Here is a 24,136-nt window from a genome sequence, read left to right on the forward strand (position 1 = left end):
GCGGCGATGATGCTGTCCTGGCTGGTGACCTGGCCACCGTTCTTGACCTGCAGGGTGCCGTTGCCGGCGCCGCCGACTACCAGCCGCTTGTCGCTGGTCAGCGTCGAGCCGCTGTCGACGATAAGGGTGCCGGAGGCACCGCGGTCTGCGCCGATCAGGGTGTCGCCCTGGGAGCGGGCCTTGGAGCCGTTTTTGAGGGTCAGGTCGGCCGATCCGCCTTTGCCGACGATCAGGTCGCCGCCGCTGTTCACTGCCGCGCCGTTGTTGAAGGTGGCCTTGCCCGTGGAGCCCTGGACGGTGCCCAGGGTGAAGCTGTCACCGATGTTCAGCTTGCCGTTGGCGCCGACATTCAACTGGCCCAGGCCATTGTTGGCGGTGCCGACGTTCAGGCTGCCGACCGTTCGTGCACTGTCCAGTTGCGCGACCTGGTTGTTGCGCCCGGCGAGCGGCCGGTCGATGTTGACCGCCTCATTGCTGGCGGGAGCGCCGTTGCTCCAGTTGCCGCTGTCTTCCCAGGCGTTGCCGTCGTCGACACGATAGGCGTTGCCGTCCTCGTCATAGACAAAATGATGGGCGTCTCCGGTCCAGTTCGTCGTGGCGAATACGGCCGGGGCGAAGGAGCTCAACGCCAGTGCGACGGCGAGCGCGGTGCTGGAGGGTCTGAAGCTGTGGGGTGTCATGGTTTTCTTTTCCAAGGCGGTGCCTGTGTGGTCGGAGGGGTGGAAATGGCGTTGAGTGCGCTATGGATCAGCGGCGCGCGCCGGGGGTTGAAAGCGTTCGATGGCTGCACAGAGGCGCGAGGCGCTTCCTGGCCGGGAGAGGAGTTTTCTGGCTATGAAGTGCAATAGGACCGGTGCTGTAACAGTGCGGCCTGAGTGATCTGTTCATAAGCGTTGAATAACTGATCAAGTTGTCCGGGGAAGTTGTGAGTGGGCCGGTAACTTAATAAAGAAGAAGGCGGGAATATACGTAGGGAGAGAGGTTGGGAACTTTTTTTAAACTTTTCAGAAATATCTTTATGGTGATCGAGAATAATCTTTGTTGGTTGTGGTTAGTTCGTTGTTGTAATCAGTGGAACTGTCTGGCACGGGCTTCTTTTGCGAATCGTGTTCAAGTTTTATGGCGTTTGGACGAGGGGGGTAAAGAAGGGGTAAAAAATAAAGACGGCGGGGTAATGATTTTTTTGCTTGAAGGGATGTTTTTGTCGAGAGATCAGTATTTGTTTTTAGAAGGTGATGATTTTTTATTATTTTAAGTTCTTTTGCCGAGGGGCGGAAGTTGCGGTGTCCGATATGCGGTTCGATTCCGCTCAAGCCTGATCGAGACTGTCATGCAAGTGGCGAGCGCGCCCATGTTTCAGGACCGCTCGCAATGCCGGGGAATCGACGCGATCAACGATCCGCCAGTTCCCGGGGCGAGGCGACCCGGGCCCCTGGCTTGAGGACCAGCCACAAGGCCGCGGCGATCAGCACGCCGCCATACAGGTGAGCCATGGACAGCGGCTCGTCCAGCAGCAACGCGCCCCACAGCACCCCGAACGGCGGGATCATGAAGGTCACGGTCATGGATTTGACCGGGCCGATCGAGCTCAGCAGGCGGAAATACAGGATGTAGGCAAAGGCGGTGCAGGCCAGGCCCAGGCCCAGCAACGACAGCCAGACGCTCCAGCCGCCCCAGCTGGCGGGCGGCTGGCTGATGGCGCTGTAGGCGAAGATCGGTAGCAGGAACAGGCTGGCGCCGAGCATGCTGCCCAGGGCCGAGAGGCGACTGTCGAGGCCGCCGGCCTGGTCCAGCCAGCGCCGCGCGAGGAAGCCGGCGAAGCCGTAGCAGGTGGTGGCGAGCAGGCAGGCCAGCGCGCCCAGCAGCAGTTCCAGGTCGAATGCCATGGGGCCGGCGCGGGTCAGGATGCCCACGCCGAACAGGCCCAGGCTGACCCCGGCGATTTTTGGCGGGGTCAGTTTTTCGTGGAAGAACAACCCGCCGATCAGCACGCCCATCAACGGCGTGGTGGCATTGAAGATCGCCGAATAACCAGCCGGCAGCACCAGGGCCGCCACCGAATACATAGTGGCGGGGATGCCGGAGTTGATTACGCCAAGCAGCAGCACGGTCTTGAACTTGCCCTGGAAGTCCCAGCTGATGCGCATCAGCGCGAGGATCACCAGCAGGCCGGTGGCGGCGATGGAGACACGAAAGAATGCCGTGGGAATGCTGCCGATCACTGGAGCGATGATGCGCATGAACAGAAAACTCGCGCCCCAGATCGCGGCCAGGGACAACAAACGCAGGGTATCGACAAGTCTCACGGCGCAACTCCTTTAATAGGCTGTTCAACGGCCCTTTTTTCAGCAGGGCGAGAGTGTTGCCGAGAGACGGGGCGCGGGCAATCGCTATCTTGCGGTTGAATGGGCGGCCGCCTTCGCTATCTGTGGAAAATTGCACTTCTCCTGCACCCGGTTCACTGGCTAAGCTCAGGCCTTTCCGAATTCCCGCAGAGGTCTCACCATGCCGCAGAAATGGCCCGCCGCCGATATCGCTCGAACGATCCTCGATGGCTTCGACGATTACCGCGAGCACTTTCGCCAGATCACCGACGGTGCCCGGGCGCGCTTCGAACAGGCGCAGTGGCAGGAGGCGCAGACCGCCTCGGCGGCACGGATCAACCTGTACGAGGAGAAGGTCAGCGAGACCGTGCAGCGGCTGCGTACGACCTTCGACCTGGAGACCCTGCTCGACGTCAATCAGTGGCCGCTGGTGAAAAGCGCCTATATCAGCCTGATCGACCTGCGCTTCGACGATGAGCTGTCCGAGACCTGGTACAACTCGGCCTTCTGCGGCCTGTTCAGCCATGACCTGATCAGCGACGGCTGCATGTTCATCCACACCACGCGGCCGAGCCTGCGCCGCGCCCGGGCCGCGCAGACCCGCACCTACCGGCCGCAAGGCCATCTGTCGACGATGCTCGAACAGATCTTCGTCGACTACAGCTTCAGCGAAGCCTACGCCGACCTGCCCAGCGACCTGCGGCGCCTGGAGTCGCAGCTGCGGGAGAACCTGCCGGACTGGGTGTGCAAGGACCCGGAGCTGGCGGTAGAGTTGTTTTCCTCGGTGCTGTACCGCAACAAGGGCGCCTACCTGGTGGGCCGCATCTACACCCACGACGAGCAGTGGCCGCTGGTGATTCCGCTGCTGCACCGCGAAGGGCGGGGGATCCAGATCGACGCGCTGATCACCGACGAAGCCGATGTGTCGATCATCTTTTCCTTCACCCGCTCCTATTTCATGGTCGACGTGCCGGTGCCGGCGGAGTTCATCGGTTTCCTCAAGCGCATCCTGCCGGGCAAGCACATCGCCGAGCTGTACACCTCCATCGGTTTCTACAAGCACGGCAAGTCCGAGTTCTACCGGGCGCTGATCAACCACCTGGCCAACACCGACGACCAGTTCATCATGGCCCCGGGCGTGCGCGGCATGGTCATGAGCGTGTTCACCCTGCCGGGCTTCAACACCGTGTTCAAGATCATCAAGGACCGCTTCTCGCCGTCGAAAAACGTCGACCGCGCCACGGTGATCGAGAAGTACCGCCTGGTGAAAAGCGTCGACCGGGTCGGGCGCATGGCCGATACCCAGGAGTTCGCCGATTTCCGCTTTCCCCTGGGCAAGTTCGACCCCGCGTGCCTGGAGGAACTGTTGGAAGTCGCGCCGTCCACGGTGTCGGTGGAAGGCGATACGGTGCTGATCCGTCACTGCTGGACCGAGCGGCGCATGACCCCGCTCAACCTTTACCTGGACCACGCCAACCCGGCCCAGGTGCGCGAGGCGCTGGAGGACTACGGCCTGGCGATCAAGCAACTGGCCGCGGCCAACATCTTTCCCGGTGACATGCTGCTGAAGAACTTCGGCGTCACCCGCCATGGCCGGGTGGTGTTCTACGACTACGACGAGATCTGCTTTCTCACCGAAGCCAACTTCCGCCACATCCCGGCGCCGCGTACCCCGGAGGACGAGATGGCCTCCGAGCCCTGGTATTCCATCGGCCCGCTGGACGTGTTCCCCGAGGAATTCCCGCCATTCCTGTTCGCCGATGCCGGGCAGCGCAAGCTGTTCGACCAGTTGCACGGCGAGTTGTACAACGCCGATTACTGGAAAGGCCTGCAGGACGCCATTCGCGCCGGCAAGGTGATCGATGTGTTCCCGTACCGGCGCAAGGACCGGGACAACGAATAGGCCTGCACCGCGCGCCTCTGTAGCCGCTGGCGAAGCCTGCGTCCGAGGACGAAGTCCTCGCAAAACCGCTGCTCGCGGTACATCAGCAATACGCGGGAAGCAGGTTTTACGACTGCTTCGTAGCCGAACGCAGGCTACGCCAGTGGCTACAAGGATCTCGTTCGCTCGTTAAATCTGCGACAATCCGCCCCCTGCATAAATTAAGACGACCCTTGCGTACCCGATGACTTCCGAATCGCCTGCAATCGACCAACTGCTGAAAAACCTCGACCACGCCATGCTCGCCGACCGCCACCGGTTGCGTCGGCAGCTGCTTGAGCTGCGCAAGAAGCCCGACGAGGCCAAGCTGGCGCAGTGGGTCGAGCGCATGCAGGCGTCCTGCGCCCAGGTGCTGACGCGGCGCGCCAGCGTGCCGTCGATTCGCTACGACGACAGCCTGCCGATCGCCGCCAAGCGCGACGAGATCAAGACGGCGCTGCAAAAGCACCAGGTGCTGATCATCGCTGGCGAAACCGGCTCGGGCAAAACCACCCAGTTGCCGAAGATCTGCCTGGAAATCGGTCGCGGCCAGCACGGCCTGATCGGCCACACCCAGCCCCGGCGGATCGCCGCGCGCAGCGTGGCCAGCCGGGTCGCCGAAGAGCTGGCGACGCCGCTGGGTGCCCTGGTGGGGTATCAGGTGCGCTTCGAAGACCAGAGCGATTCCAACACCCTGATCAAGCTGATGACCGACGGCATCCTGCTGGCGGAAACCCAGAACGACCGCTACCTGGAACGCTACGACACAATCATCGTCGACGAAGCCCACGAACGCAGCCTGAACATCGACTTCCTGCTGGGCTACCTGAAGACCCTGCTGCCGCGGCGCCCGGACCTCAAGGTCATCATCACCTCGGCGACCATCGACCTGGAGCGTTTCTCCAGGCACTTCGATGATGCGCCGATCGTCGAGGTCTCCGGCCGCACCTTCCCGGTGGAAACCTGGTATCGCCCGCTGACCCTGGAGCAGGACGAAGAGGGCAACCGGGTCGAGGACGACCTGACGGTGGACCAGGCGATCCTCGCCACCCTCGATGAAATCGCCGCCCATGAGCGCAGCGAGCGCCGCAGTCCGGGTGACGTGCTGGTGTTCCTGCCGGGCGAGCGGGAGATTCGCGACGCCGCCGAAATGCTGCGCAAGGCCCAGCTCAAGCACACCGAGATCCTGCCGCTGTACGCGCGCCTGTCGCCGGCCGAGCAGCAGCGGATTTTCCAGTCGCACCCGGGCCGCAGGGTAGTGCTGGCGACCAACGTCGCCGAGACCTCGCTGACCGTGCCGGGCATCCGCTACGTGATCGACAGCGGCACCGCGCGCATCAGCCGCTACAGCTACCGGGCCAAGGTCCAGCGCCTGCCCATCGAGGCGATTTCCCAGGCCAGCGCCAACCAGCGTAAAGGCCGCTGCGGCCGGGTCGAGCCGGGCATCTGCGTGCGTCTGTACAGCGAAGAGGATTTCAATGGCCGTCCGGAATTCACCGACCCGGAAATCCTGCGCACCAACCTGGCGGCGGTGATCCTGCAGATGCTCCATCTGCGCCTTGGTGAAATCACCGCGTTCCCCTTTATCGAACCGCCGGATGGCAAGGCCATCAGCGACGGTTTCAACCTGTTGCAAGAACTCTCGGCGGTGGACCGCAACAGCCAGCTGACGCCGCTGGGCCGCCAGTTGGCACGGCTGCCGGTGGACCCGCGCATGGGCCGCATGCTGCTGGAAGCGGCGAAGCTGGGCAGCCTGCAGGAAGTGCTGATCGTCGCCAGCGCCATGTCGATCCAGGACCCGCGCGAGCGGCCGCCGGAGCGCCAGCAGGCGGCCGACCAGGCCCACGCGCAGTGGAAGGACGCCGACTCGGATTTCGCCGGGCTGGTCAATCTGTGGCGCGGCTTCGAAGAGCAGCGCCAGGCGCTGACCGCCAGCCCGCTGCGTAACTGGTGCCGCAAGAATTTCCTCAACTACTTGCGCCTGCGCGAGTGGCGCGACTCCCATCGCCAGTTGAGCTTGATCTGCCGCGACCTGCAACTGAGCCTGAACAAGGAGCCGGCCGATTATCCGAAGCTGCACAAGGCGGTGCTGGTCGGGCTGCTGAGCCAGATCGGCCAGAAGACCGAGGAGGGCGACTACCTCGGCGCCCGCCAGCGGCGCTTCTGGATTCATCCGTCGTCGGGGATCGGCAAGAAGCGCCCGCAATGGCTGATGACCGCCGAACTGGTGGAAACCACCAAGCTCTACGCGCGCATGGTGGCGAAGATCGACGCCGACTGGATCGAGCCGCTGGCCGGGCACCTGATCAAGAAGAACCACTTCGAACCCCATTGGGAAAAGAAGCGCGGGCAGGTGGTGGCCTACGAGCAGATCACCCTGTTCGGCCTGATCGTGGTCGGTCGTCGCCCGGTGCATTACGGCCCGGTGGACCCGCTGGTGTCGCGCGAGCTGTTTATCCGCGAGGGCCTGGTGCGTGGCGAGATCCAGTCGAAAGCCAAGTGCCTGAGCGCTAATACGCGGCTGCTCGAGCAGCTCGACGAACTGGAGGCCAAAGCCCGGCGCCGTGACATTCTCGCCGACGAGGAAACCCTGTTCGCCTTCTACGACGCGCGTCTGCCGGCGGAGATCCACCAGACCGCGACCTTCGACAGCTGGTACCGGGTGCATAGCCAGAAAGACCCGCAATTGCTGATCATGCGCGAGGAAGACGTGCTGGCCCGCGAGGCCAGCGAAGTCACCGCCATGCAGTACCCGGACACCCTGCAGATCGGCGACCTGGAACTGGCCCTGAGTTACCACTTCGAGCCCAACCATCCACGGGACGGCGTGACCCTGCGGGTGCCGGCGCCGCTGCTGCCGGCCTTGCCCGCCGAGCGCCTGGAATGGCTGGTGCCGGGGTTGGTGGAAGCCAAGTGCATCGCCCTGGTGCGCAACCTGCCCAAGGCGCTGCGCAAGAACTTCGTACCGGTGCCGGACTTCGTCAAGGCGGCCCTGGCGCGTATCGATTTCGCCCAGGGCTCGCTGTCCCAGGCCCTGGGCCGCGAACTGCTGCGCATGACCGGGGTGCGGGTCAGCGACGAGGCCTGGGCCGAGTCGGCGCAACAGGTGGAAAGCCACCTGCGGATGAACCTGGAAATCGTCGATGCCCAGGGCAAGTTTCTCGGCGAAGGCCGCGACCTGGCCGAGCTGACCGCGCGTTTCGCCGAAGCCAGCCAGGCCGCCCTGGCCGTGCCGCAAACCGCGAAAAGCCAGCAGCCGGTGGAAGCCAAGGTGTTCGCCGCGGTGGCGGAGAAAACCCAGCAGAAGATCGCCGGGCTGTCGATGACGGTGTATCCGGCGCTGGTGGAAGAGGGTGGCACGGTTAAGGAGGGGCGTTTCTCCACTCCGGCCGAAGCCGAGTTCCAACATCGCCGCGCCTTGCAGCGCCTGCTGCTGCAACAGCTGGCCGAGCCGGCCAAGTTCCTGCGCAACAAGCTGCCGGGGCTGACCGAGCTGGGCCTGCTGTATCGCGAACTGGGGCGTGTCGATGCCCTGGTGGAAGACATCCTGCTGGCCAGCCTCGACAGCTGCGTGCTGGACGGCGAGGACAGCCTGCCGCGCGATGGCGCCGGCCTGGCCTCGCTGGCCGAGCGCAAGCGCGGCAGCTGGACCGAGCACGCCGAGCGCCTGGCGCGCCTGACCCTGGAGATCCTCAAGCTCTGGCATGGCCTGCAAAAGCGCTTCAAGGGCAAGATCGACCTGGCCCAGGCGGTGGCGCTGAACGACATCAAGTCGCAGCTAAGCCATCTGGTGTACCCGGGGTTTGTCCGCGAGACCCCGGCGCAGTGGCTCAAGGAACTGCCGCGTTACCTCAAGGCCGTGGAGCTGCGCTTTGAGAAGCTCGGCAGCCAGGTGCAGAAGGACCGGGTCTGGAGCACCGAACTGGCCGGCCTGTGGAACCAGTACCAGGCGCGGGCGAGCAAACATGCCCAGGAAGGCAAGCGCGACCCGCAACTGGAGCTGTATCGCTGGTGGCTGGAGGAATACCGGGTCTCGCTGTTCGCCCAGCAATTGGGCACCAAGGCGCCGATTTCCGACAAGCGCCTGAACAAGCAGTGGAGCCAGGTGGAAGCCTGACGCGCTGTAGCCGCTGCCGCAGGCTGCGTAAGGCCCCGCAGGGGCCTCGAGGGCCTCAAGAGCGCGACCGCTTCGCGCTCGATCGCAGGCTTCGCCAGCGGCCACAGGATCGGCGATGTTGCGCCGACTACGCTTGCCGATGGGGCTAAACGCCGGCGTTTATGGCAAACTTCGCCGTTATAAATGCCGGCCCCGCGGTTTTGAGCGTTCGCCGCCCGGGCAAAGCGGAATAAAGCGATGTCAGGTCCTATTCCGCCAGTCGGGATAGACCATTTACGGTTTGGTACGACGGTGCCAATACCTTCTGCCTGAACAGAATAGAGGAACGACCGTGCATAACGTCGTCATCAGCGGCACTGGCCTGTACACCCCGGCCAACAGCATTTCCAACGAAGAGCTGGTGGAGTCTTTCAACACCTACGTGCATCAGTTCAACGCCGACAACGCGCAAGCGATCGAGCGCGGCGAGGTTCAGGCCCTGACCGAATCCAGCGCGGCCTTCATCGAGAAGGCCTCCGGCATCAAAAGCCGCTTTGTCATGGACAAGGACGGCATCCTCGATCCGCAGCGCATGGCCCCGCGCCTGCCCGAGCGTTCCAACGACGAATGGTCGGTGCTCTGCCAGATGGCCATCGGCGCCGCCGAACAGGCCCTGCAACGCGCCGGCAAGACCGCCGCGGACATCGACGGGGTGATCGTCGCCTGCTCCAACCTGCAACGCGCCTACCCGGCCATCGCCATCGAAGTCCAGGAAGCCCTGGGCATCGAAGGTTTCGGTTTCGACATGAACGTGGCCTGCTCCTCGGCCACCTTCGGCATTCAGGCGGCCTGCAACAGCGTGCAACTGGGCCAGGCCCGGGCGATCCTGATGGTCAACCCGGAAGTCTGCACCGGCCACCTGAACTTCCGTGATCGCGACAGCCATTTCATCTTCGGCGACGCGGCCACCGCGGTGATCATCGAACGGGCAGACCTGGCTACCTCGCCGTACCAGTTCGACATCATCAGCACCAAGCTGCTGACCAAGTTCTCCAACAACATCCGCAACAACTTCGGCTTCCTCAACCGCGCCGCGGAAGAGGGTATCGGCGCGCCGGACAAACTCTTCGTGCAGGAAGGCCGCAAGGTGTTCCGCGACGTCTGCCCGATGGTGGCGGAACTGATCGCCGAGCACCTGCAGGAAAACCAGCTGAACGTCAGCGACGTGAAGCGTTTCTGGCTGCACCAGGCCAACCTCAGCATGAACCACCTGATCGTCAAGAAGCTGCTGGGCCGCGAGGCCACCGAAGAGGAAGCACCGGTGATTCTCGACACCTACGCCAATACCAGTTCGGCCGGTTCGGTGATCGCGTTCCACAAGAACCAGGATGACCTGAGCAGCGGCTCGCTGGCGGTGCTCAGCTCGTTCGGCGCCGGTTATTCGATTGGCAGTGTGCTTCTGCGCAAGCGTTGACAGTCTTATGGATCGCAGCCGCTGATTCAGCGGTTGCGATCCTGGATTCCGATTACGAGGCATGAATGTCCGCAGCTGACGACACGCAACTGCTTGAACGCCTGTTGGCCGGCGAGCAAAAGGCCTACAAGGAACTGGTCAGCACCTACCAGAGCGCCATGCGCGCCGTGGCCTATGCCATTGTCGGACAGCGCCACGCCGACGAAGTGGTGCAGGATGCCTGGCTGTCGGTGGTGCGCAACCTGGCCGGTTTCCAGGGGCGTTCCAGCCTCAAGACCTGGCTGCTGACCATCACCGCCAACTCGGCGAAAAGCCGCTACAAACAGAACCGCCGTGAAGTCCTGCTGGATGACCTGCCGGCACCCCACGGCACCATCGGCGACGAGCGTTTTTCTTCCTCTGACGGGCACTGGCTGGTGGCGCCGTTCGCCTGGCATGCCGATACCCCGGAAGCCCTGCTTACCGAGGCCGAACTGCGCGAATGCCTGGAGCACACTTTGCTGAGCCTGTCGGAACTGCAAGGCAGCGTGTTGACCCTGCGCGAGCGCCAGGGCCTGGAGCTGGAGGAGATCTGTAATCTTCTGGACATTTCCCTCTCCAATGTCCGGGTGCTGCTGCACCGGGCGCGGCTGAAGATTTTTGCCACGGTGGAGCACTTCGAGGAGACCGGCCAATGCTGACCTGCAAGGAACAAGTGGCACGTTCCAGCGACTATCTCGATGGTCAGCTGAGCTTTCGCCAGCGCCTGATCCAGCGCCATCACCTGTTGTTCTGCCCCAATTGCCGGCGTTTCCTGCGGCAGATGCGCCTGATGCAGGCCACCTTGCGCAAGATGCCGGAGGCGCCCGTCGCCGATATCGACGCGCTGGCCGAACGCCTGGCCGCCGAGCGCAAGCGCAACGCCTGATTCACCCGACAATCCTCCCGTAGCCGCTGGAGCCTCAAGGTCCTCAAGAGCGCGACCGCTTTGCGCTCGATCGCAGGCTTCGCCAGCGGCTACACCAACGTCTGCAAGGTATACGAGTTCCTGTAGCCGCTGCCGCAGGCTGCGATAAGGCCGAAGGCCTTCAGCGATCTTGAAGTCACTGCGGCCGTTCGGCCGATCGCGGGCTTCGCCAGCGGCTACACCAATGCCTGCAAGTTGTACGAGTTCCTGTAGCCGCTGCCGCAGGCTGCGATAAGGCCGAAGGCCTTCAGCGATCTTGAAGTCACTGCGACCGCTTCGCGCTCGATCGCAGGCTTCGCCAGCGGCTACACCAACGCCTGCAAGGTGTACGAGTTCCTGTAGCCGCTGCCGCAGGCTGCGATAAGGCCGAAGGCCTTCAGCAATCTTGAAGTCACTGCGACCGCTTCGCGCTCGATCGCAGGCTTCGCCAGCGGCTACACCAACGCCTGCAAGGTATACGAGTTCCTGTAGCCGCTGCCGCAGGCTGCGATAAGGCCGAAGTCCTTCAGCGATCTTGAAGTCACTGCGACCGCTTCGCGCTCGATCGCAGGCTTCGCCAGCGGCTACAGGGTTTCGTTTTCCCCCAAATACCCCGCCGACCGCTCTAGTACAGGCTTTTTGCCTTATTTCGTTTGGGAGTAAAAAAGTTCCGCTGTCATTAAATCTTTATCTATCGGCAACTCCCCTGAAATAACCCGCCGCCAAGATTCCCTCCCAACACAAGCGGGCCTGACTCGCGTGTTTTTTCCAGCGCTACAGACCACCAATTAGGGGAAATCTTCGATGATCCGTAAGCACTTCGCCGGTTTTGCCGCCAGCGCCCTGGCCCTGGCAGTTACCGCCCAGGCTTTCGCTGGCACCGTCACCACCGATGGCGCCGATATCGTAGTCAAGACCAAGGGCGGCCTTGAGGTCGCCACCACAGACAAAGAGTTCAGCTTCAAGCTCGGTGGTCGCCTGCAAGCCGACTACAGCCGCTTCGACGGTGTCTACACCAAGAACGGCGACAGCGCCGACGCCGCTTACTTCCGTCGCGCCTTCCTCGAACTGTCCGGCGTGCTGTACACCGACTGGGCCTACACCATCAACTACGACTTCTCCCACAACACCGGCGACTCCGATAACGGCTACTTCGACGAAGCCTCGCTGGCTTACAACGGCTTCAAGCCGGTGTCGATCAAGGTCGGTCGTTTCGACCCGGACTTTGGCCTGGAAAAAGCCACCAGCTCCAAGTGGGTCACCGCGCCGGAACGTAACATCGCCTACGACATGGTCGACTGGGCCAACACCCACCAGAACGGTATGGGCCTGCAGGCTTCCAGCACCTTCGCCGACTCCTTCTATGCCTCGGCCGGCGTGTTCAGCAAGGACACCGACGACACCGACGGCGACAGCGTCAAGCAGGTCAACGGTCGCTTCGTCTTCGCTCCTATGCACGATGCCGGCAACGTCCTGCACTTCGGTGTGAACGTGGCTTCGCGTGATGTCTCTGACACCGCGTTCGACTCCCGCTATCGCACCCGCATGGGCATGCGTGGCGTCGAGACCCTGGGCGGCAACGATGCCGGCACCAACGGCAACCGTCCGGTGCTGGGCGGCAGCTCCACTTCGCCGGCCGGCTCCTTCGACCGCGATACCGCGCTGGGTCTGGAAGCCGCGTTCGCCATGGGCCCGGCCTCGATCCAGGGTGAATACATCACCCGCAAGACCAAGGCTGATTCCAACGCCTACGAAGACATCAAGGGCCACGGCTTCTACGTGCAGGGCGCTTACACCCTGACCGGCGAATCCCGTGGCTACAAGGTGGGCAAGTTCGACGCCATCAAGCCGGCCAACAAGGCCTTCGGCGCCTGGGAACTGTTCTATCGCTACGACAGCATGACCGTCGAAGACGACAACATCACCACCGCCAGCCTGACCCGCGACGTCGGCGATGCCGAAGTCAAGGTGCACAACCTGGGTGTGAACTGGTACGCCAACGAAGCGGTGAAAATCTCCGCCACCTACGTCAAGGCCAAGACCGACAAGGTCACCAACGCCACGGCCGCCAGCGGTGGTACTCCAGCCGCGCGTACCGGTGACGACGACGGCGACGGCTTCATCGTTCGCGCGCAGTACGTGTTCTAAGGTTCATTTACCGCTGTAAAGAGCTCTTTCTCATCCGTTAAAGCTCCTTTCGTTTCAGCCCCGCTTCGGCGGGGCTTTTTTTTGCCCGTCTCCCGACTAACGCCAGACCGGCAGCAGGTCGAAGCTGAACAGCAGGTGGGCCAGGGCGTTGGCCAGGCCGAACAGCAGCACCAGGACGATCATCGGCGTGCCGCCCCAGACCCGGTACAGCGGGCTGGCGAAGCGTTTGCGCGAGGCGTGGGCGAGCAGGGCCGGGGTGATCACCGCCCAGACGGTCGCCGCCAGGCCGGCAAAACCGATGGCGAGGATGAAGCCTTCCGGCCAGATCAGCGCGCAGCCGATCGGTGGGGCGAAGGTGGCCAGCGCGCTTTTCAGACGGCCTTGGGGGCTGTCGTCGAAGCCCAGGGAGTCGGCGATGTAGTCGAACAATCCGAGGGTGACGCCGAGGAACGAACAGGCCACGGCAAAGTTGGAGAACAGGGTCAGCAGCAGGTCGACCCGGGCGCTGTCGAGCATGCTGCCCAGGGCGCTGATCAGCACATCGATGGTGCCGCCCTGGCGGGCGATGTCCTTGAACTGCTCGCGGGGCAGGGTGCCCATGGTGCAGAGCATCCACACTGTGTACAGCACCAGGGCGATCAGGGTGCCGATCAGCAGGCAGTTGCGGATGCGTTGCGGGTCCTTGCCGTAGTGCTTCATCAGGCTCGGCACGTTGCCGTGAAAGCCGAAGGAGGTCAGGCAGAACGGCAGGGTCATGAACAGATAGGGCAGGTAGTCCGGCTGTGGGTTGCCGCGATCGAGCAAAACCTGTGGCTGCACATGGCCGAGCAGGCCGCCGAAGGTCAGGAAGAAGGCGAGGATCTTGGCGCCGAACACCAGGGTGGTGATGCGGCTGACCGCCGCGGTGCTGAGCCAGACCACCAGGGCCACCGCCAGGGCGAACAGCAGGCCGCCGTTGCGCGAGGAAATCTCCAGGCCCAGGGTGTGGGCGGTGTGACGGATCACCGAGCCGCTGGCCGAGATATAGGCATAGGTCAGGATGTACAGGACGAACACCAGGGTGGCGCCGTTGAACAGGCTCCAGCGCCGGCCGATCAGGTCGCGAGTGATGGTCGAGAAACTCGCCCCCGGCCGGTAGTTGAGGTTGGCTTCGAGGATCATCAGCCCCGAGTGCAGGGTGCAGAACCACGACAGTGCCAGCACCGCGAGGGAACCTTGGAACCATAGGCCCGACATCATCACCGGCAGCGAGAACATGCCCGCTCCGACAATGGTGCCGCCGATGATCATGGCGCCGCCGATGACCGAAGGCCGGCGTTCGGCGACCGTGCAGTGGGAGGTTGAAGGGGATGAAGCGATGGACGTACCGCGCATGGCAAGGCCTGCAATGAAATTGTTATTGGAGGTAGCGAGGGGGCGCCTCGGGTGTGCGGAAAACCGGCAGGCCGGCTCCCGCGCACCCGGGCGGCGATTCAGCGCAGAGCCAGCAGGCGGCTCAGTTGCTGCGCCATCTGTAGCAACTGGTGGTCCTGCCCGGGCAACGCGTCGAACGACAGCCCGACCGGCAGGCTGTCCGGCTCGGCCACCGGCACGCTGACACTCGGCGCCGCCAGGTTGCTGGCCGGGTCGGTGTTGCGCACGAAACGCTCGAAATGCTCCTGGGCGCCGCTGTCGCTCAGCAGCGGTGCGGTGCAGCTGACGGTCGGGTAGGCGATCAGGTCCAGCCGGTGCTGCTGGAACAGCCCGGCGTATTCACGATCCAGGCGGATCTTGCTCATCAAGGCCTGCACGTAGTCCTCGTAGGAAATGGCCGGGCTCTCCAACTGCGCCATCAGGGTCTTCTTGATCTGCGGGTCGCGGATCTGCGCCAGGATCTCGAGGAACCGCTCGCCACAGCCGGCCTTCAGCAGGAAGCGCGGGAAGTCGATGAAGAACTCGAAGATCGGCAGCGGGAACTGGATGCTTTCGTTGATCTCGCCGATCAGGCGGTCGTCCACCGGCACCATTTCCACGCCCTGATCGGCCAGGCTATCGATCGCCGCGCGGCAATCGCTGTGCACCTTGGTCTCCAGCTCGGACCAGAAGAACCGCTGGGGAATGCCGATGCGCAGGCGTTTGGGCTCGGCCGGCGCGGCGCAGGACGCACCGGTCAGATGCCGATGCACGAACAGCGCGTCTTCCAGGCTGCGGGTCAGCAGGCCCGGTGAGTCCTTGGTCTGGGACACCGGGACGATGCCGTCGCCAGGGTAGACCCCGGTGCTCGGCCGGAAGCCCACCACGCCGCAGAAGGCCGCGGGAATCCGTACCGAGCCGCCGGTGTCGGTGCCCACCGCGCACGGCACCAGGCCGGCGGCCACGGCCGCGGCACAACCGCCGCTGCTGCCACCGGCGCTGTGTTGCAGGTGGCGTGGGTTGACCACTGCGCCGTAGCTCAGGTTGGCCGAGGTCACGCCGAACGACAGCTCGTGCATGTTGTTCTTGCCGGCGACCCGCGCGCCCAGCGCCCTGAAGCGCTGGACGATGCCGGCGTCCGCAGCCGGCTGGTAGTCGGCCAGGCCGGGGGTGCCGGCGGTGGTCGCCAGGCCACTGACATTGATGTTGTCCTTGAACGAAACCGGGATGCCGTAGAGCGGCGCCTGGCGCTGCTCTGGCGTGCCGGTGTCGCCGCTGAACGCCTGCGCGGCGAAGCTGATGAAGCTGTTCAGGTGCCCGGCGTCGGCGTATTGCTCGAGCAGCGCGCGGTGCCAGGAATCCAGGCAGAGGCTGCCCTGGCGAAACCCGTCAACGAGCGCTTCGATCGAAAGCTGGCTGTACATGAAAAAGTCTCAACGAAAGTCGGTAGGGGCCTGGGCTCAGCAATAGCGGAAGTGCGATTGCAGATCGAACAGCGGGTTGCCTTCGAGCAGTTCGCCGCCGAGGCTGGCGATCACCGCGCAGGCACCGTTCAGGGCGGTCTGTACCGCGCCTTCGGCCCAGCCGCCGGTAAACGAGCTGCCGCAGCCGGCCAGGTACAGGCCGGTGTCCTGCTGCGGATCGAGGGCGGTCTTGAACTGATAGAACAGGCGCTGGGAGTACAGGTCGTCGCCGGGGAAGTTCAGCTTGAAGGCGCCCAGGGCCTGCTTGTCGGTGAGCCAGTCGTATTCCAGTACGTAACGCTGGTAGTCGCCGTCCAGCGGCACCAGGTGGCTAGCGAACTGCGGCGCGCTCATCGCCAGTTCGTCCACCAGGCGCTTGCAGCGCTGGACCTTGTCGGTCATCGAAACCATTTTGTGCGAGTCGTCTTCCCAGGTGTAACTGATCAGCACCACGCCCCAGGAGTCCGGGTCCTGCGGGGCGTAGTCCAGGCAGTAGACGCCCTTGACCAGGGTGTCGGTCTGGATGTTCTGCGCCAGGCCATGTTTGAGCCAGAACTTGTCGCGGGTCAGGATGAACAGCTTGGACGAGCCGACCATATGGGTTTCGTTGATCGCCCGGGCCACGTCGCGATTGACGAACTGTTCGGCCTGGGTGAGGCGCATGTTGACTTGCAGGGCGCGGGTGGTGGCGGTGGTGATCACCCGGTCGCAGCCATAGGTTTCACCGTTGCAGCCTTGCAGCAGGATCTGCCCGTCGGCGCCCTTGCTGATGGATTCGATGCGCGTGCGGCAGATCCGGTCGCGCAGGGCGATGCCATGGAATTCCTCGTCGGCGATTCGCTCCCAGAGGGTGGAAATGCCGTTGGGCACCAGCCGCTGGTTGACCTCGAAGGCGTTGATCACCAGGCGCAGGATCTCGGTGAACGAGGCCCGGTACACCGACTGGAACCCACCCGAGCCGATGCCCAGGGAACCGAACAGGTGGAAGTCTTCCGGCTTGCGCCAGCGCTTGCCGCCCGGCGGGTTTTTCGAGGTGAAGATCTGCACCATGGCCGAGTAGAAAGAGTGGTCGCCAAAGCAGTCCAGGTAGCGTTGCCACTCCGGCTGCACCTCGGCGTATTGCTGTTTTTCCAGCAGGTCGGTGAGCAGCAGCGGCGGCGCCAGGAAGGTGCCGTCGTCCAGGCGCACGCCTTCCTTGAGAAAGGCGTTCCAGCCCTGGTGCACGGTGTTGAAGATCGGCGGTGGATTTTCCCCGGCCGGCCAGTGGTGGGTTTCGCCGCGGTAGTGGATTTCGGTGTCGACCACGCCGGGGTCGGGAAAGGCCTCGGTGGTGCCGATGCCGAAGCGGTCCAGGTAATGGAACAGGCCGACTTCGCTCGGCGGGAAGCGCATGGCGCCCATCTCGGCGATGAACTGCGGTTGTGTTTCGTCGAAGCACTGGGTCAGGAAGCGCCCGCCAAGGTGGTCTTTCGAGGCTTCGAACAGGGTGATGCGGGTGGCGCCGGCGCGCAGCAGTTCATAGGCCGCGATCAGGCCGCTGAGGCCGGCGCCGACGATACCGACGTGCTTATCGGCGATCGCCGGCGGCAGGTGACCGATGGCCTGGGTGGCACGGCGCAGGAATTGCCCATAGTCGTACAACAGGTCGATGTTGGGGAACGAGCGGGTGCCTTGGGTTTCTTCGAAACCGGAGTGGGAGGAGTTCACAGGTAAGGGTCTCGGAAATCAGATGATGAGCTGCAGGCTTTCAAACGCGCGGGAAGGGTTGAGCAGGAGGACTTTCTTGCGCTGGATTTTCCACTGGCCGGCGAGGCACAGCAGTTGGTGTTCCACGGTCACCGGGTAATGCCATTCGCTGTCGCCCCGGGCTTCGCAATACAGCATGGGGGTCCGGCAATGGGCACTCAGGCCATCCGCATCGAGGCTGATCGTTGGCCTTTGGGCAATGTGCAGGCCGCGGCTCTTGGGCTGCTGCGAGAAGTTGCGGGCACTGGCCAGGCGGTTGATGCGCAGGGTGGTGAGGAAGCGGTCCTCATACAGCAGCGAGGATTCGCGCAACGGGCAGGGTTGGTCGTGGCGCAGGGGAATCCAGTAGTGGAAGTCGTCGCACAGCAGTTGTTGCCAGGCGTCGAAATCCTGTTGGTCGAGAAGCGCGATCTCTTGGTAGATCAGCTGTTCGAGGGGCGAGTTATCCATGGGCGGTCGATCCGTCTGGGGCCTGCATCAGTTGCTGCCAGGTGTTGTAGAAGTTGCGCATGGCCCGTTCGCTGGTGCCGGACACCACCTGGGTCTGCTCAAAGGCTTCGCCCGGTTCGAACAGGCGGGCGACATTCACCCAGTCGTTGGCCTGGCTGCGCAGCCCGTCCATGGCCCGCTCGTACATCTCCACGTCGTCGTGGGCGACCATCGAGCACGGCGAGTTGATCAGGTTGTTGTACTGCACGGTTCTTTCCAGCAGCTGCACCGGCGCGCCCACCAGCTCGAAGATCCACGACTCGACCACGGTTTCGCTGGCCGAGATCGGGCGGATCACCCGCAGGGTCTGGATCGGTCCCTTGACCATCAGGTTGGGGAAATACACGGTGTTGTGCCGGGTGTCGTCGAGGATCGCCGCGGCCTGGGTTTCGCCGTAGCTCTCGACCATCAGCTCCCAGTAACCGGGGATACTGGAGTAGGCCTTGTGGATCGAGTTGCTGACGCCGGTGTGGCCATGGCCGTTGGGCCAGGTGCGGATGCCCATGGCGCTGAAGAACTCGTAGGACGCCATGAACGGCGAGAACAATTCCACGGCCATCGGCGGCTGGCCGTCGTGCCCGGTTTCCTTCCACAGGCGAATGGCTTCGCCGGCCGAGGATTCGTGGGCGACCATTGGGTGGCAGGTGTCGGTCTGGTTGTCGACCACCATCTTCCAGTTGCAGCGATGGCGGTGCAGCAAGGGCTGGCCGATGGCGCGCAACTGCCCCTGGGGCGAGCGCATGACCATGTTGTCCAGGGTCGACAGCGAGTCACCGAAGAACTCACTGAAGCCAACACCTTGCTCCTTGAGGCGCACGAACACGAAGCCCCGGTAGTTCTCCACCGCGGCCACCGGCTGCATGCCCTTGTGGGCGGCGCAGCTGCTGAGGTCGCAGTCGTCGTATTCCTTTTTTACCGGGATGCTCAGCAGCTGGCCGTCGGTCTTGAAGGTCCAGGCGTGGTACGGGCAGCGGATGAACCGGCCGACATTGCCTTGCGGCTCGGCCAGCACTTTCACGCCCTTGTGCGGGCAGCGGTTGTGCAGCACGACGATCTCGCCGTTTTTCTGCCGGACCATGGCCAGCGGTTGTCCGGCGATCTCGCCGGTGAAGAAGTCGCCGGTTTCCGGGATCAGGCTTTCATGGCCCAGGTAGCACCAGCTGGCGGCGAATACCTGTTGTTGTTCTCGCTCGAAGAGCGACGGATCAAGGAACAGCGTGCGATGCACTTCCTTGCCGTTGAAGTAGTTGTCCAACGAGGTTCTCTCTTTAGATGACCAGTTTCAGGCTTGGGCTTTTGGCCCGGGATACGCAGGGGTAGATCTTGTTGCTGCAGGCGGCCTGCTGCGGACTCATGATGAAGTCGCGGTGATCGACTTCACCTTCCAGCACGTCCAGCTCGCACACTCCGCATTCGCCGCGACGGCAGTCGTAGAGCGGCTCCAGGCCGGCCTCTTCGAGGGCGTCGAGCAGGGACTGGCCGGGCTGCACCCGCAGGTCGACGCCGGAGTCCGCGGCGTGCACGGCGAAGCCGGGGTCATCCTCGGCCAGGCAGGTGTTGAAGACTTCGAAGTGGATGCGCTCGCGGGGAAACCCCAGGCTCTGGGCATGGCTGAACACGTCGTTGAGCATGGCTTGCGGGCCGCACACATACAGGCGGTCCTGGGGTTGCAACTGGCCCAGCACCGCGGCCACCGACGGGCGCCCTTCGGCCGAGTCGGAGCAGTGCAGGCTCAGGCTATCCTGCAGCAGCTCGCGCATCTGCGCGGCATAGGCGGCGTCGCCCGCGCTCTTGGCGAAATAGTGCAGCCGCGCCGGGCGCTGCCGGGCTCGCAGATGGCTGAGGATGCCGGTCAACGGGGTGATGCCGATGCCGCCGGCGAGGGCGATGTCGGCTCCGTCGCTGTCGTCCAGTTGGTAGTCGAAGGCATTGAACGGGCCATCGAGCCGCACCGGGTCGCCGGCCTTCAACTGGTGGATATAAGCACTGCTGAGCGAGTCGGGGTTCAGGCGGATGGCGAACACCAGGCTGCCCGGGGGCAGCTCATGTTCGGCCAGCTCGACCCGGGAGTAGTGACGCCATTGCTCGAGCGTGGGAATCCACCATTTGAAGTGGGCCCCGGCGGTAGTCTCGCAGGAGGCCGGCACAAGAGGCGCCAGAGTGATTTCCTTGATGCTTGGCGAGAGCATCAGGCACTGGGTGATCTGGTAATTCATGGGGTGACTCGCTGTCAGCTTAACGGTGTTTCATGCAGGTACAGCCACTGGGCCGAGTGCTCATGGATGCGGATCACCACCACCGAGAGGCGCGAGGTTTCCTTCTGGTCCAGGCGATGGGTTTCCTTGTAGCGGATCGCCGCGCTGTGGCCTTCGTGCCACACGGTGTGCAGGTCGCTGACGAGGATTTCCAGGCCGGGGCGGGCACCGACGGCGCCGCGGAACATCTGTTCGACCTGCTCGCGGCTGACGATGGCGCCCGCGGTGGTGACCATGCTGAAGTGCTCGGCGAAGGCCGGCAGCAGGCGGTCGATGGCGGCGGCGCCGTTGCCGTCCTGGTCGGTGAAGAGCGCGTGGATCAGGTCGTGGACCGCATGGATGCTGTGTTTGGCCTGTTCAACGATTGTGTTGTGCATGACATTCCTTTTGCGTGGTCAGGTTGCTCATCTGCAACAGGGGTAACAGACCCATCACCGCCGCGATGACGAAGGTCAGGTGATAGGCCGGGGTAGACGCCAGGCGGGCGAGCAGCAGGTTGTAGATCATCAGGAACAGCGCGGCGCCGATGCTGAAGGACATCTGCCGGTTGATGTTCCAGATCACGCTGCCCTTGTGGGTATCGGCACCTTCGAAATCCATCAGCGAAGTGGTTTGCGCGGTATTGGCGCCGATGCCGCCGCCGATGCCCATCAGGCAGTAGGCGATGACGATGATCGGCAGGTCGGCGGCGCTGTCGACCAGGTACAGGGTGGCGATGCCGGCGCTGTGCAGGAGCATGCCGAGGGTGAACAGGCGCCGGGCGCCGAAGCGGTTGTAGACCCGGCCGCAGACCAGCATGGCGATGAAGGCGCCGCTGGCGTAGAGGATCATGAACATGCCGGTCAGCTGGGCGCTGAAGTGCAGGCTGTTCTGCAGGAAGAAGATGCTCAGCAGGTTGACCCCGGTGAACACCCCGGGAATCGCGTAATAGATGAAGATCGAGGTGCTGAGCTTCTTGCTCTTGAGCAGGCTCAACTCGACGATGGCGTTGTCGCAGCGGCGGTAGTGCAGGACATACAGCACCACGCAGGTGACCCCCAGCATCAGGCAGCTCAGGGCGGCCAGCGGTGGGTAGTCGCCGCCGTACAGCGACATGCCCATCAGCAGGCTGCCCAGGGCCGCGCTGACCAGCAGCAGGCCCTTGATGTCCGGGCGCGCCAGGCTGGCGGGCCGGGCTTCCTTGATCCACAGCCAGGACAGGCCGGCGGCGATCAGCGAGAACGGAATGTTGCTGTGGAACACCCAGCGCCAGGAGCTGCTGTCGACGATCACGCCGCCGATGGTCGGCGAAATGGCCGGGGCGATCAGGGCGACGGCCATCACCAGGGTGGAGATCTTGGCCCGCTGCGGGCCCTGGAACAGGTTGAAGGTCAGGGCCTGGCCCACCGGGATCAGCAGGCCGCCGCCGATGCCCTGGACGAAACGCCAGATCACCAGTTCATGGAAGCTGCCGGCCATCCCGCACATCCACACGGCGGTGCTGAACACCAGCATCGAGGCGGTGAGGGTTTCGCGGCTGCCGAAACGTCCGGCCAGCCAGGTGCTCACCGGAATGATCAGGGTCAGGCCGAGAATATAGGCATTGGCCACCCAGGCCACGGATGAAGTCGAGACGTGCATCTCATGGGCAATACTCGGTAAAGCCACTGCCGACATGAATATGTTTATACAGTCGATAAAGAACCCGATGAGGAATATAAGAGCCACTTTGTAGCGATAAGTCATATGATCTCCCTTTTGCGGCGGGATCATAGGAGCGATAGACCGAGGGTGTCGATACGCCTATACTTGAAACATTGTTTGGTGGAATTTGACAATGATTTACAACACGGTGAGCTATAACATGCACACGCATCTAAATCGCGTCCAGACATTCCTGGCGGTTGTCGATTTCGGTTCCTATACCAAGGCAGCCAACTACCTGTGCATCAGCAAAGCCATGGCCAGCCTGCATGTCAAGGCGCTCGAGGAAGTTTTGTCGGCGACCCTGTTGATCCGCAATACCCGCAATATATCCCTGACGGAAATAGGCCAGGACTTTTATAACGAGTTCAAGGGCATTGTCGCGGATATCGACAATGCCTTCGAGAATGTCCTGCATGGGCATAATCGTATTTCTGGTAAGTTGCGTTTCAGTTCAACTAGTGAGTATGGCGAGCGGTATATACTGCCGATCATTTCCAAGTTCACCGAGCGTTATCCGGAGATCCGTCTTTGTTATAACTTCAACTCTTCGTTGAATGATCTGGTGGCGGAAAAACTCGACCTGGTGATCCGCCTGGGCAACCTCGCCGACTCGGCTTTCAAGAGCCGCAAGCTGGCCGATTACGACATCGTCCTGGTGGCCAGCCCGGACTTTCTGGCGCGCCATCCGGTGGTCGAGCCCCTGGACCTGAACAGCGTGCCGTGGATCGCCAACAGCAACCTGCAAGGGCCGACCAACTGGACCCTGAGCCACCCGCAACGGGGCCAGGTCGAAGTCAGCGGACCCAATCATTTCGAATCCAATTCCTCCACCGCCATTCGCGCCATGACCCTGTCGTCCCTGGGGGTGTCGGTACTGCCCGGCTGGGTGGTCGAGGACGATCTGGCCAGCGGCCGGCTGGTGCGCCTGCTGCCCGACTACGCCTTGCCTTCGCAGTCGGTGAACGTGGTGTTTCCCAACAGTTCGCACCTGCCGCACAAGTCGCGGGCGTTCATCGATTTCCTGTTGCTGCACCTGGGGCAGTGATCGGCGATACTCGGCGCGTTCGTGGACCACACTCGCGGGGAACCCAATGCCGTTGCAATCCTTGACCAGCCTGGCCGCCGTCGATCCGCAGCAATGGGACGGTTTGCTCAGTGACGGCCAGCCGTTTCTGCGCCACGCCTTTCTCAGCGCACTGGAAGACAGCGGCAGCCTCGGCCCGAACTCTGGCTGGCAGGCCGAGCACCTGCTGCACGTGCAAGACGGACGCCTGATCGCGGCGCTGCCCAGCTACCGCAAGTGGCATTCCTACGGCGAGTACGTGTTCGATCATGGCTGGGCCGACGCCTGCGCCCGGGCCGGCATCGAGTATTACCCCAAGCTGCTGAGCGCCGTGCCCTTCAGCCCGGTCAGCGGCGCGCGGCTGCTGGCGGCAAGCCTGGAAGACGGCCTTGAACTGCTGCAAAGCCTGCCCGGTTACCTGGAGATCGAAGGGCTTTCCAGCGCCCATATCAACTTCACCGACGCCTTTACCGATGCCGCCATGGCTGGGCAAGCCGGTTGGTTGCAGCGCCTGGGTTGCCAGTTCCATTGGCAGAACCGCGGCTATCGGGACTTCCAGGACTTTCTCGATACCCTCAGTTCGCGCAAGCGCAAACAGATGCGCAAGGAGCGCGAACAGGTGGCGGGGCAGGGCATCGAATTCGAGTGGCTCGAAGGCCGCCAGCTTAGCGAAGCGCAGTGGGATTTTGTCTACGCCTGTTACGCCAATACCTATGCGGTGCGGCGCCAGTCGCCCTACCTGACCCGGGCCTTTTTCAGCCTGCTGGCCGAGCGCATGCCCGAGGCCATTCGCGTGGTGCTGGCCAAGCAGAACGCCAGGCCGGTAGCCATGGCCTTCAGCCTGATCGGTGGCGACAGTTTCTACGGGCGTTACTGGGGCTGCCTGGCGGAATTCGATCGCCTGCATTTCGAAACCTGTTTCTACCAGGGCATGGATTACGCCATCGCCCAGGGGGTGCAGCGTTTCGACGCTGGGGCCCAGGGCGAGCACAAGTTGATTCGGGGGTTCGAGCCGGTGATTACCCGGTCCTGGCACTACCTGCGACACCCCGGCTTGAAAGCGGCGGTGAAGGATTTTCTCCAGCAGGAGCGGGTGGGCGTGCTGGCTTACGCCGAAGAGGCGAGGGCCGCGCTGCCGTATCGGCAGGCGTGAC

At 63.3% G+C, this 24,136-nt stretch carries 18 protein-coding genes and 1 pseudogene; 9 read left to right on the forward strand and 10 right to left on the reverse strand.

What is annotated here, in order from left to right; genetic code table 11:
- A pseudogene (locus AC07VU_RS03630) lies at positions 1-680 on the reverse strand (autotransporter domain-containing protein); the annotation flags it as partial.
- A 338-nt stretch (positions 681-1,018) separates the two neighbouring features.
- Here AC07VU_RS03630 and AC07VU_RS03635 point away from each other — a divergent pair.
- A complete protein-coding gene (locus AC07VU_RS03635; protein ID WP_124298085.1) occupies positions 1,019-1,255 on the forward strand; it encodes a hypothetical protein in 237 nt (78 codons plus the stop codon).
- Between the two features lie 136 nt (positions 1,256-1,391).
- Here AC07VU_RS03635 and AC07VU_RS03640 read toward each other — a convergent pair whose 3' ends face one another.
- Complete coding sequence (locus AC07VU_RS03640) at positions 1,392-2,306, reverse strand: DMT family transporter (RefSeq protein ID WP_092417758.1); 915 nt, start codon at positions 2,304-2,306, stop codon at positions 1,392-1,394.
- Between the two features lie 199 nt (positions 2,307-2,505).
- Here AC07VU_RS03640 and aceK point away from each other — a divergent pair, with 199 nt between their 5' ends.
- The 6 genes from aceK to AC07VU_RS03670 all read left to right on the forward strand — a co-directional run bounded on the left by aceK (position 2,506) and on the right by AC07VU_RS03670 (position 12,888).
- On the forward strand, positions 2,506-4,227 hold the full coding sequence (gene aceK, locus AC07VU_RS03645; RefSeq protein WP_495029527.1) for a bifunctional isocitrate dehydrogenase kinase/phosphatase: 1,722 nt from the start codon (positions 2,506-2,508) through the stop codon (positions 4,225-4,227).
- A gap of 223 nt (positions 4,228-4,450) precedes the next feature.
- Positions 4,451-8,362: an ATP-dependent RNA helicase HrpA gene (gene hrpA / locus AC07VU_RS03650; RefSeq protein WP_457275834.1), complete on the forward strand. Its 3,912-nt coding sequence runs from the start codon at positions 4,451-4,453 to the stop codon at positions 8,360-8,362.
- 331 nt (positions 8,363-8,693) lie between these two features.
- Positions 8,694-9,815 carry a beta-ketoacyl-ACP synthase III gene (locus tag AC07VU_RS03655; protein ID WP_101337114.1) on the forward strand — a complete coding sequence of 374 codons (1,122 nt, stop codon included), beginning with the start codon at positions 8,694-8,696 and terminating at the stop codon, positions 9,813-9,815.
- A 65-nt stretch (positions 9,816-9,880) separates the two neighbouring features.
- Positions 9,881-10,495 carry an RNA polymerase sigma factor gene (locus AC07VU_RS03660; RefSeq protein ID WP_009042639.1) on the forward strand — a complete coding sequence of 205 codons (615 nt, stop codon included), beginning with the start codon at positions 9,881-9,883 and terminating at the stop codon, positions 10,493-10,495.
- Positions 10,489-10,722, forward strand: coding sequence for an anti-sigma factor family protein (locus AC07VU_RS03665; protein ID WP_096373327.1), 234 nt, complete (start codon positions 10,489-10,491; stop codon positions 10,720-10,722). The genes AC07VU_RS03660 and AC07VU_RS03665 overlap by 7 nt, the downstream gene beginning before the upstream one ends.
- 822 nt (positions 10,723-11,544) lie before the next feature.
- A complete protein-coding gene (locus tag AC07VU_RS03670) occupies positions 11,545-12,888 on the forward strand; it encodes an OprO/OprP family phosphate-selective porin (RefSeq protein ID WP_097134510.1) in 1,344 nt (447 codons plus the stop codon).
- 96 nt (positions 12,889-12,984) lie between these two features.
- Here AC07VU_RS03670 and mtr read toward each other — a convergent pair whose 3' ends face one another.
- The 8 genes from mtr to AC07VU_RS03710 form a co-directional block, all read right to left on the reverse strand.
- The gene (gene mtr, locus AC07VU_RS03675; RefSeq protein WP_274305838.1) at positions 12,985-14,262 is read right to left on the reverse strand and encodes a tryptophan permease; all 1,278 of its coding nucleotides are present in this window, start codon (positions 14,260-14,262) and stop codon (positions 12,985-12,987) included.
- A gap of 98 nt (positions 14,263-14,360) precedes the next feature.
- Positions 14,361-15,704, reverse strand: a complete 1,344-nt coding sequence (locus tag AC07VU_RS03680) for an amidase family protein (RefSeq protein ID WP_274305839.1) — start codon at positions 15,702-15,704, stop codon at positions 14,361-14,363.
- A gap of 36 nt (positions 15,705-15,740) precedes the next feature.
- On the reverse strand, positions 15,741-17,450 hold the full coding sequence (locus AC07VU_RS03685) for an NAD(P)/FAD-dependent oxidoreductase (protein ID WP_009042644.1): 1,710 nt from the start codon (positions 17,448-17,450) through the stop codon (positions 15,741-15,743).
- Between the two features lie 18 nt (positions 17,451-17,468).
- Positions 17,469-17,939 carry an aromatic-ring-hydroxylating dioxygenase subunit beta gene (locus AC07VU_RS03690; protein ID WP_009042645.1) on the reverse strand — a complete coding sequence of 157 codons (471 nt, stop codon included), beginning with the start codon at positions 17,937-17,939 and terminating at the stop codon, positions 17,469-17,471.
- Positions 17,932-19,233 (reverse strand): aromatic ring-hydroxylating dioxygenase subunit alpha, encoded by a 1,302-nt coding sequence (locus AC07VU_RS03695; RefSeq protein ID WP_495029528.1) that lies wholly within the window; start codon positions 19,231-19,233, stop codon positions 17,932-17,934. The genes AC07VU_RS03690 and AC07VU_RS03695 overlap by 8 nt, the downstream gene beginning before the upstream one ends.
- Before the next feature lie 13 nt (positions 19,234-19,246).
- Positions 19,247-20,194, reverse strand: a complete 948-nt coding sequence (locus tag AC07VU_RS03700) for a flavin reductase family protein (protein ID WP_274305842.1) — start codon at positions 20,192-20,194, stop codon at positions 19,247-19,249.
- Positions 20,195-20,208: 14 nt separating this feature from the next.
- On the reverse strand, positions 20,209-20,610 hold the full coding sequence (locus tag AC07VU_RS03705) for a DUF4440 domain-containing protein (protein ID WP_495029529.1): 402 nt from the start codon (positions 20,608-20,610) through the stop codon (positions 20,209-20,211).
- Positions 20,591-21,958 (reverse strand): MFS transporter, encoded by a 1,368-nt coding sequence (locus AC07VU_RS03710; protein ID WP_274305843.1) that lies wholly within the window; start codon positions 21,956-21,958, stop codon positions 20,591-20,593. The genes AC07VU_RS03705 and AC07VU_RS03710 overlap by 20 nt, the downstream gene beginning before the upstream one ends.
- Positions 21,959-22,076: 118 nt before the next feature.
- On the opposite strand from AC07VU_RS03710, the gene AC07VU_RS03715 reads away from it, so the two are divergent.
- Positions 22,077-22,964 carry a LysR family transcriptional regulator gene (locus AC07VU_RS03715; RefSeq protein ID WP_053260056.1) on the forward strand — a complete coding sequence of 296 codons (888 nt, stop codon included), beginning with the start codon at positions 22,077-22,079 and terminating at the stop codon, positions 22,962-22,964.
- Between the two features lie 46 nt (positions 22,965-23,010).
- On the forward strand, positions 23,011-24,135 hold the full coding sequence (locus AC07VU_RS03720; protein ID WP_495029530.1) for a GNAT family N-acetyltransferase: 1,125 nt from the start codon (positions 23,011-23,013) through the stop codon (positions 24,133-24,135).
- Position 24,136: the final 1 nt, after the last annotated feature.

It is taken from the genome of Pseudomonas sp. GW821-FHT02B10 (assembly GCF_059421865.1).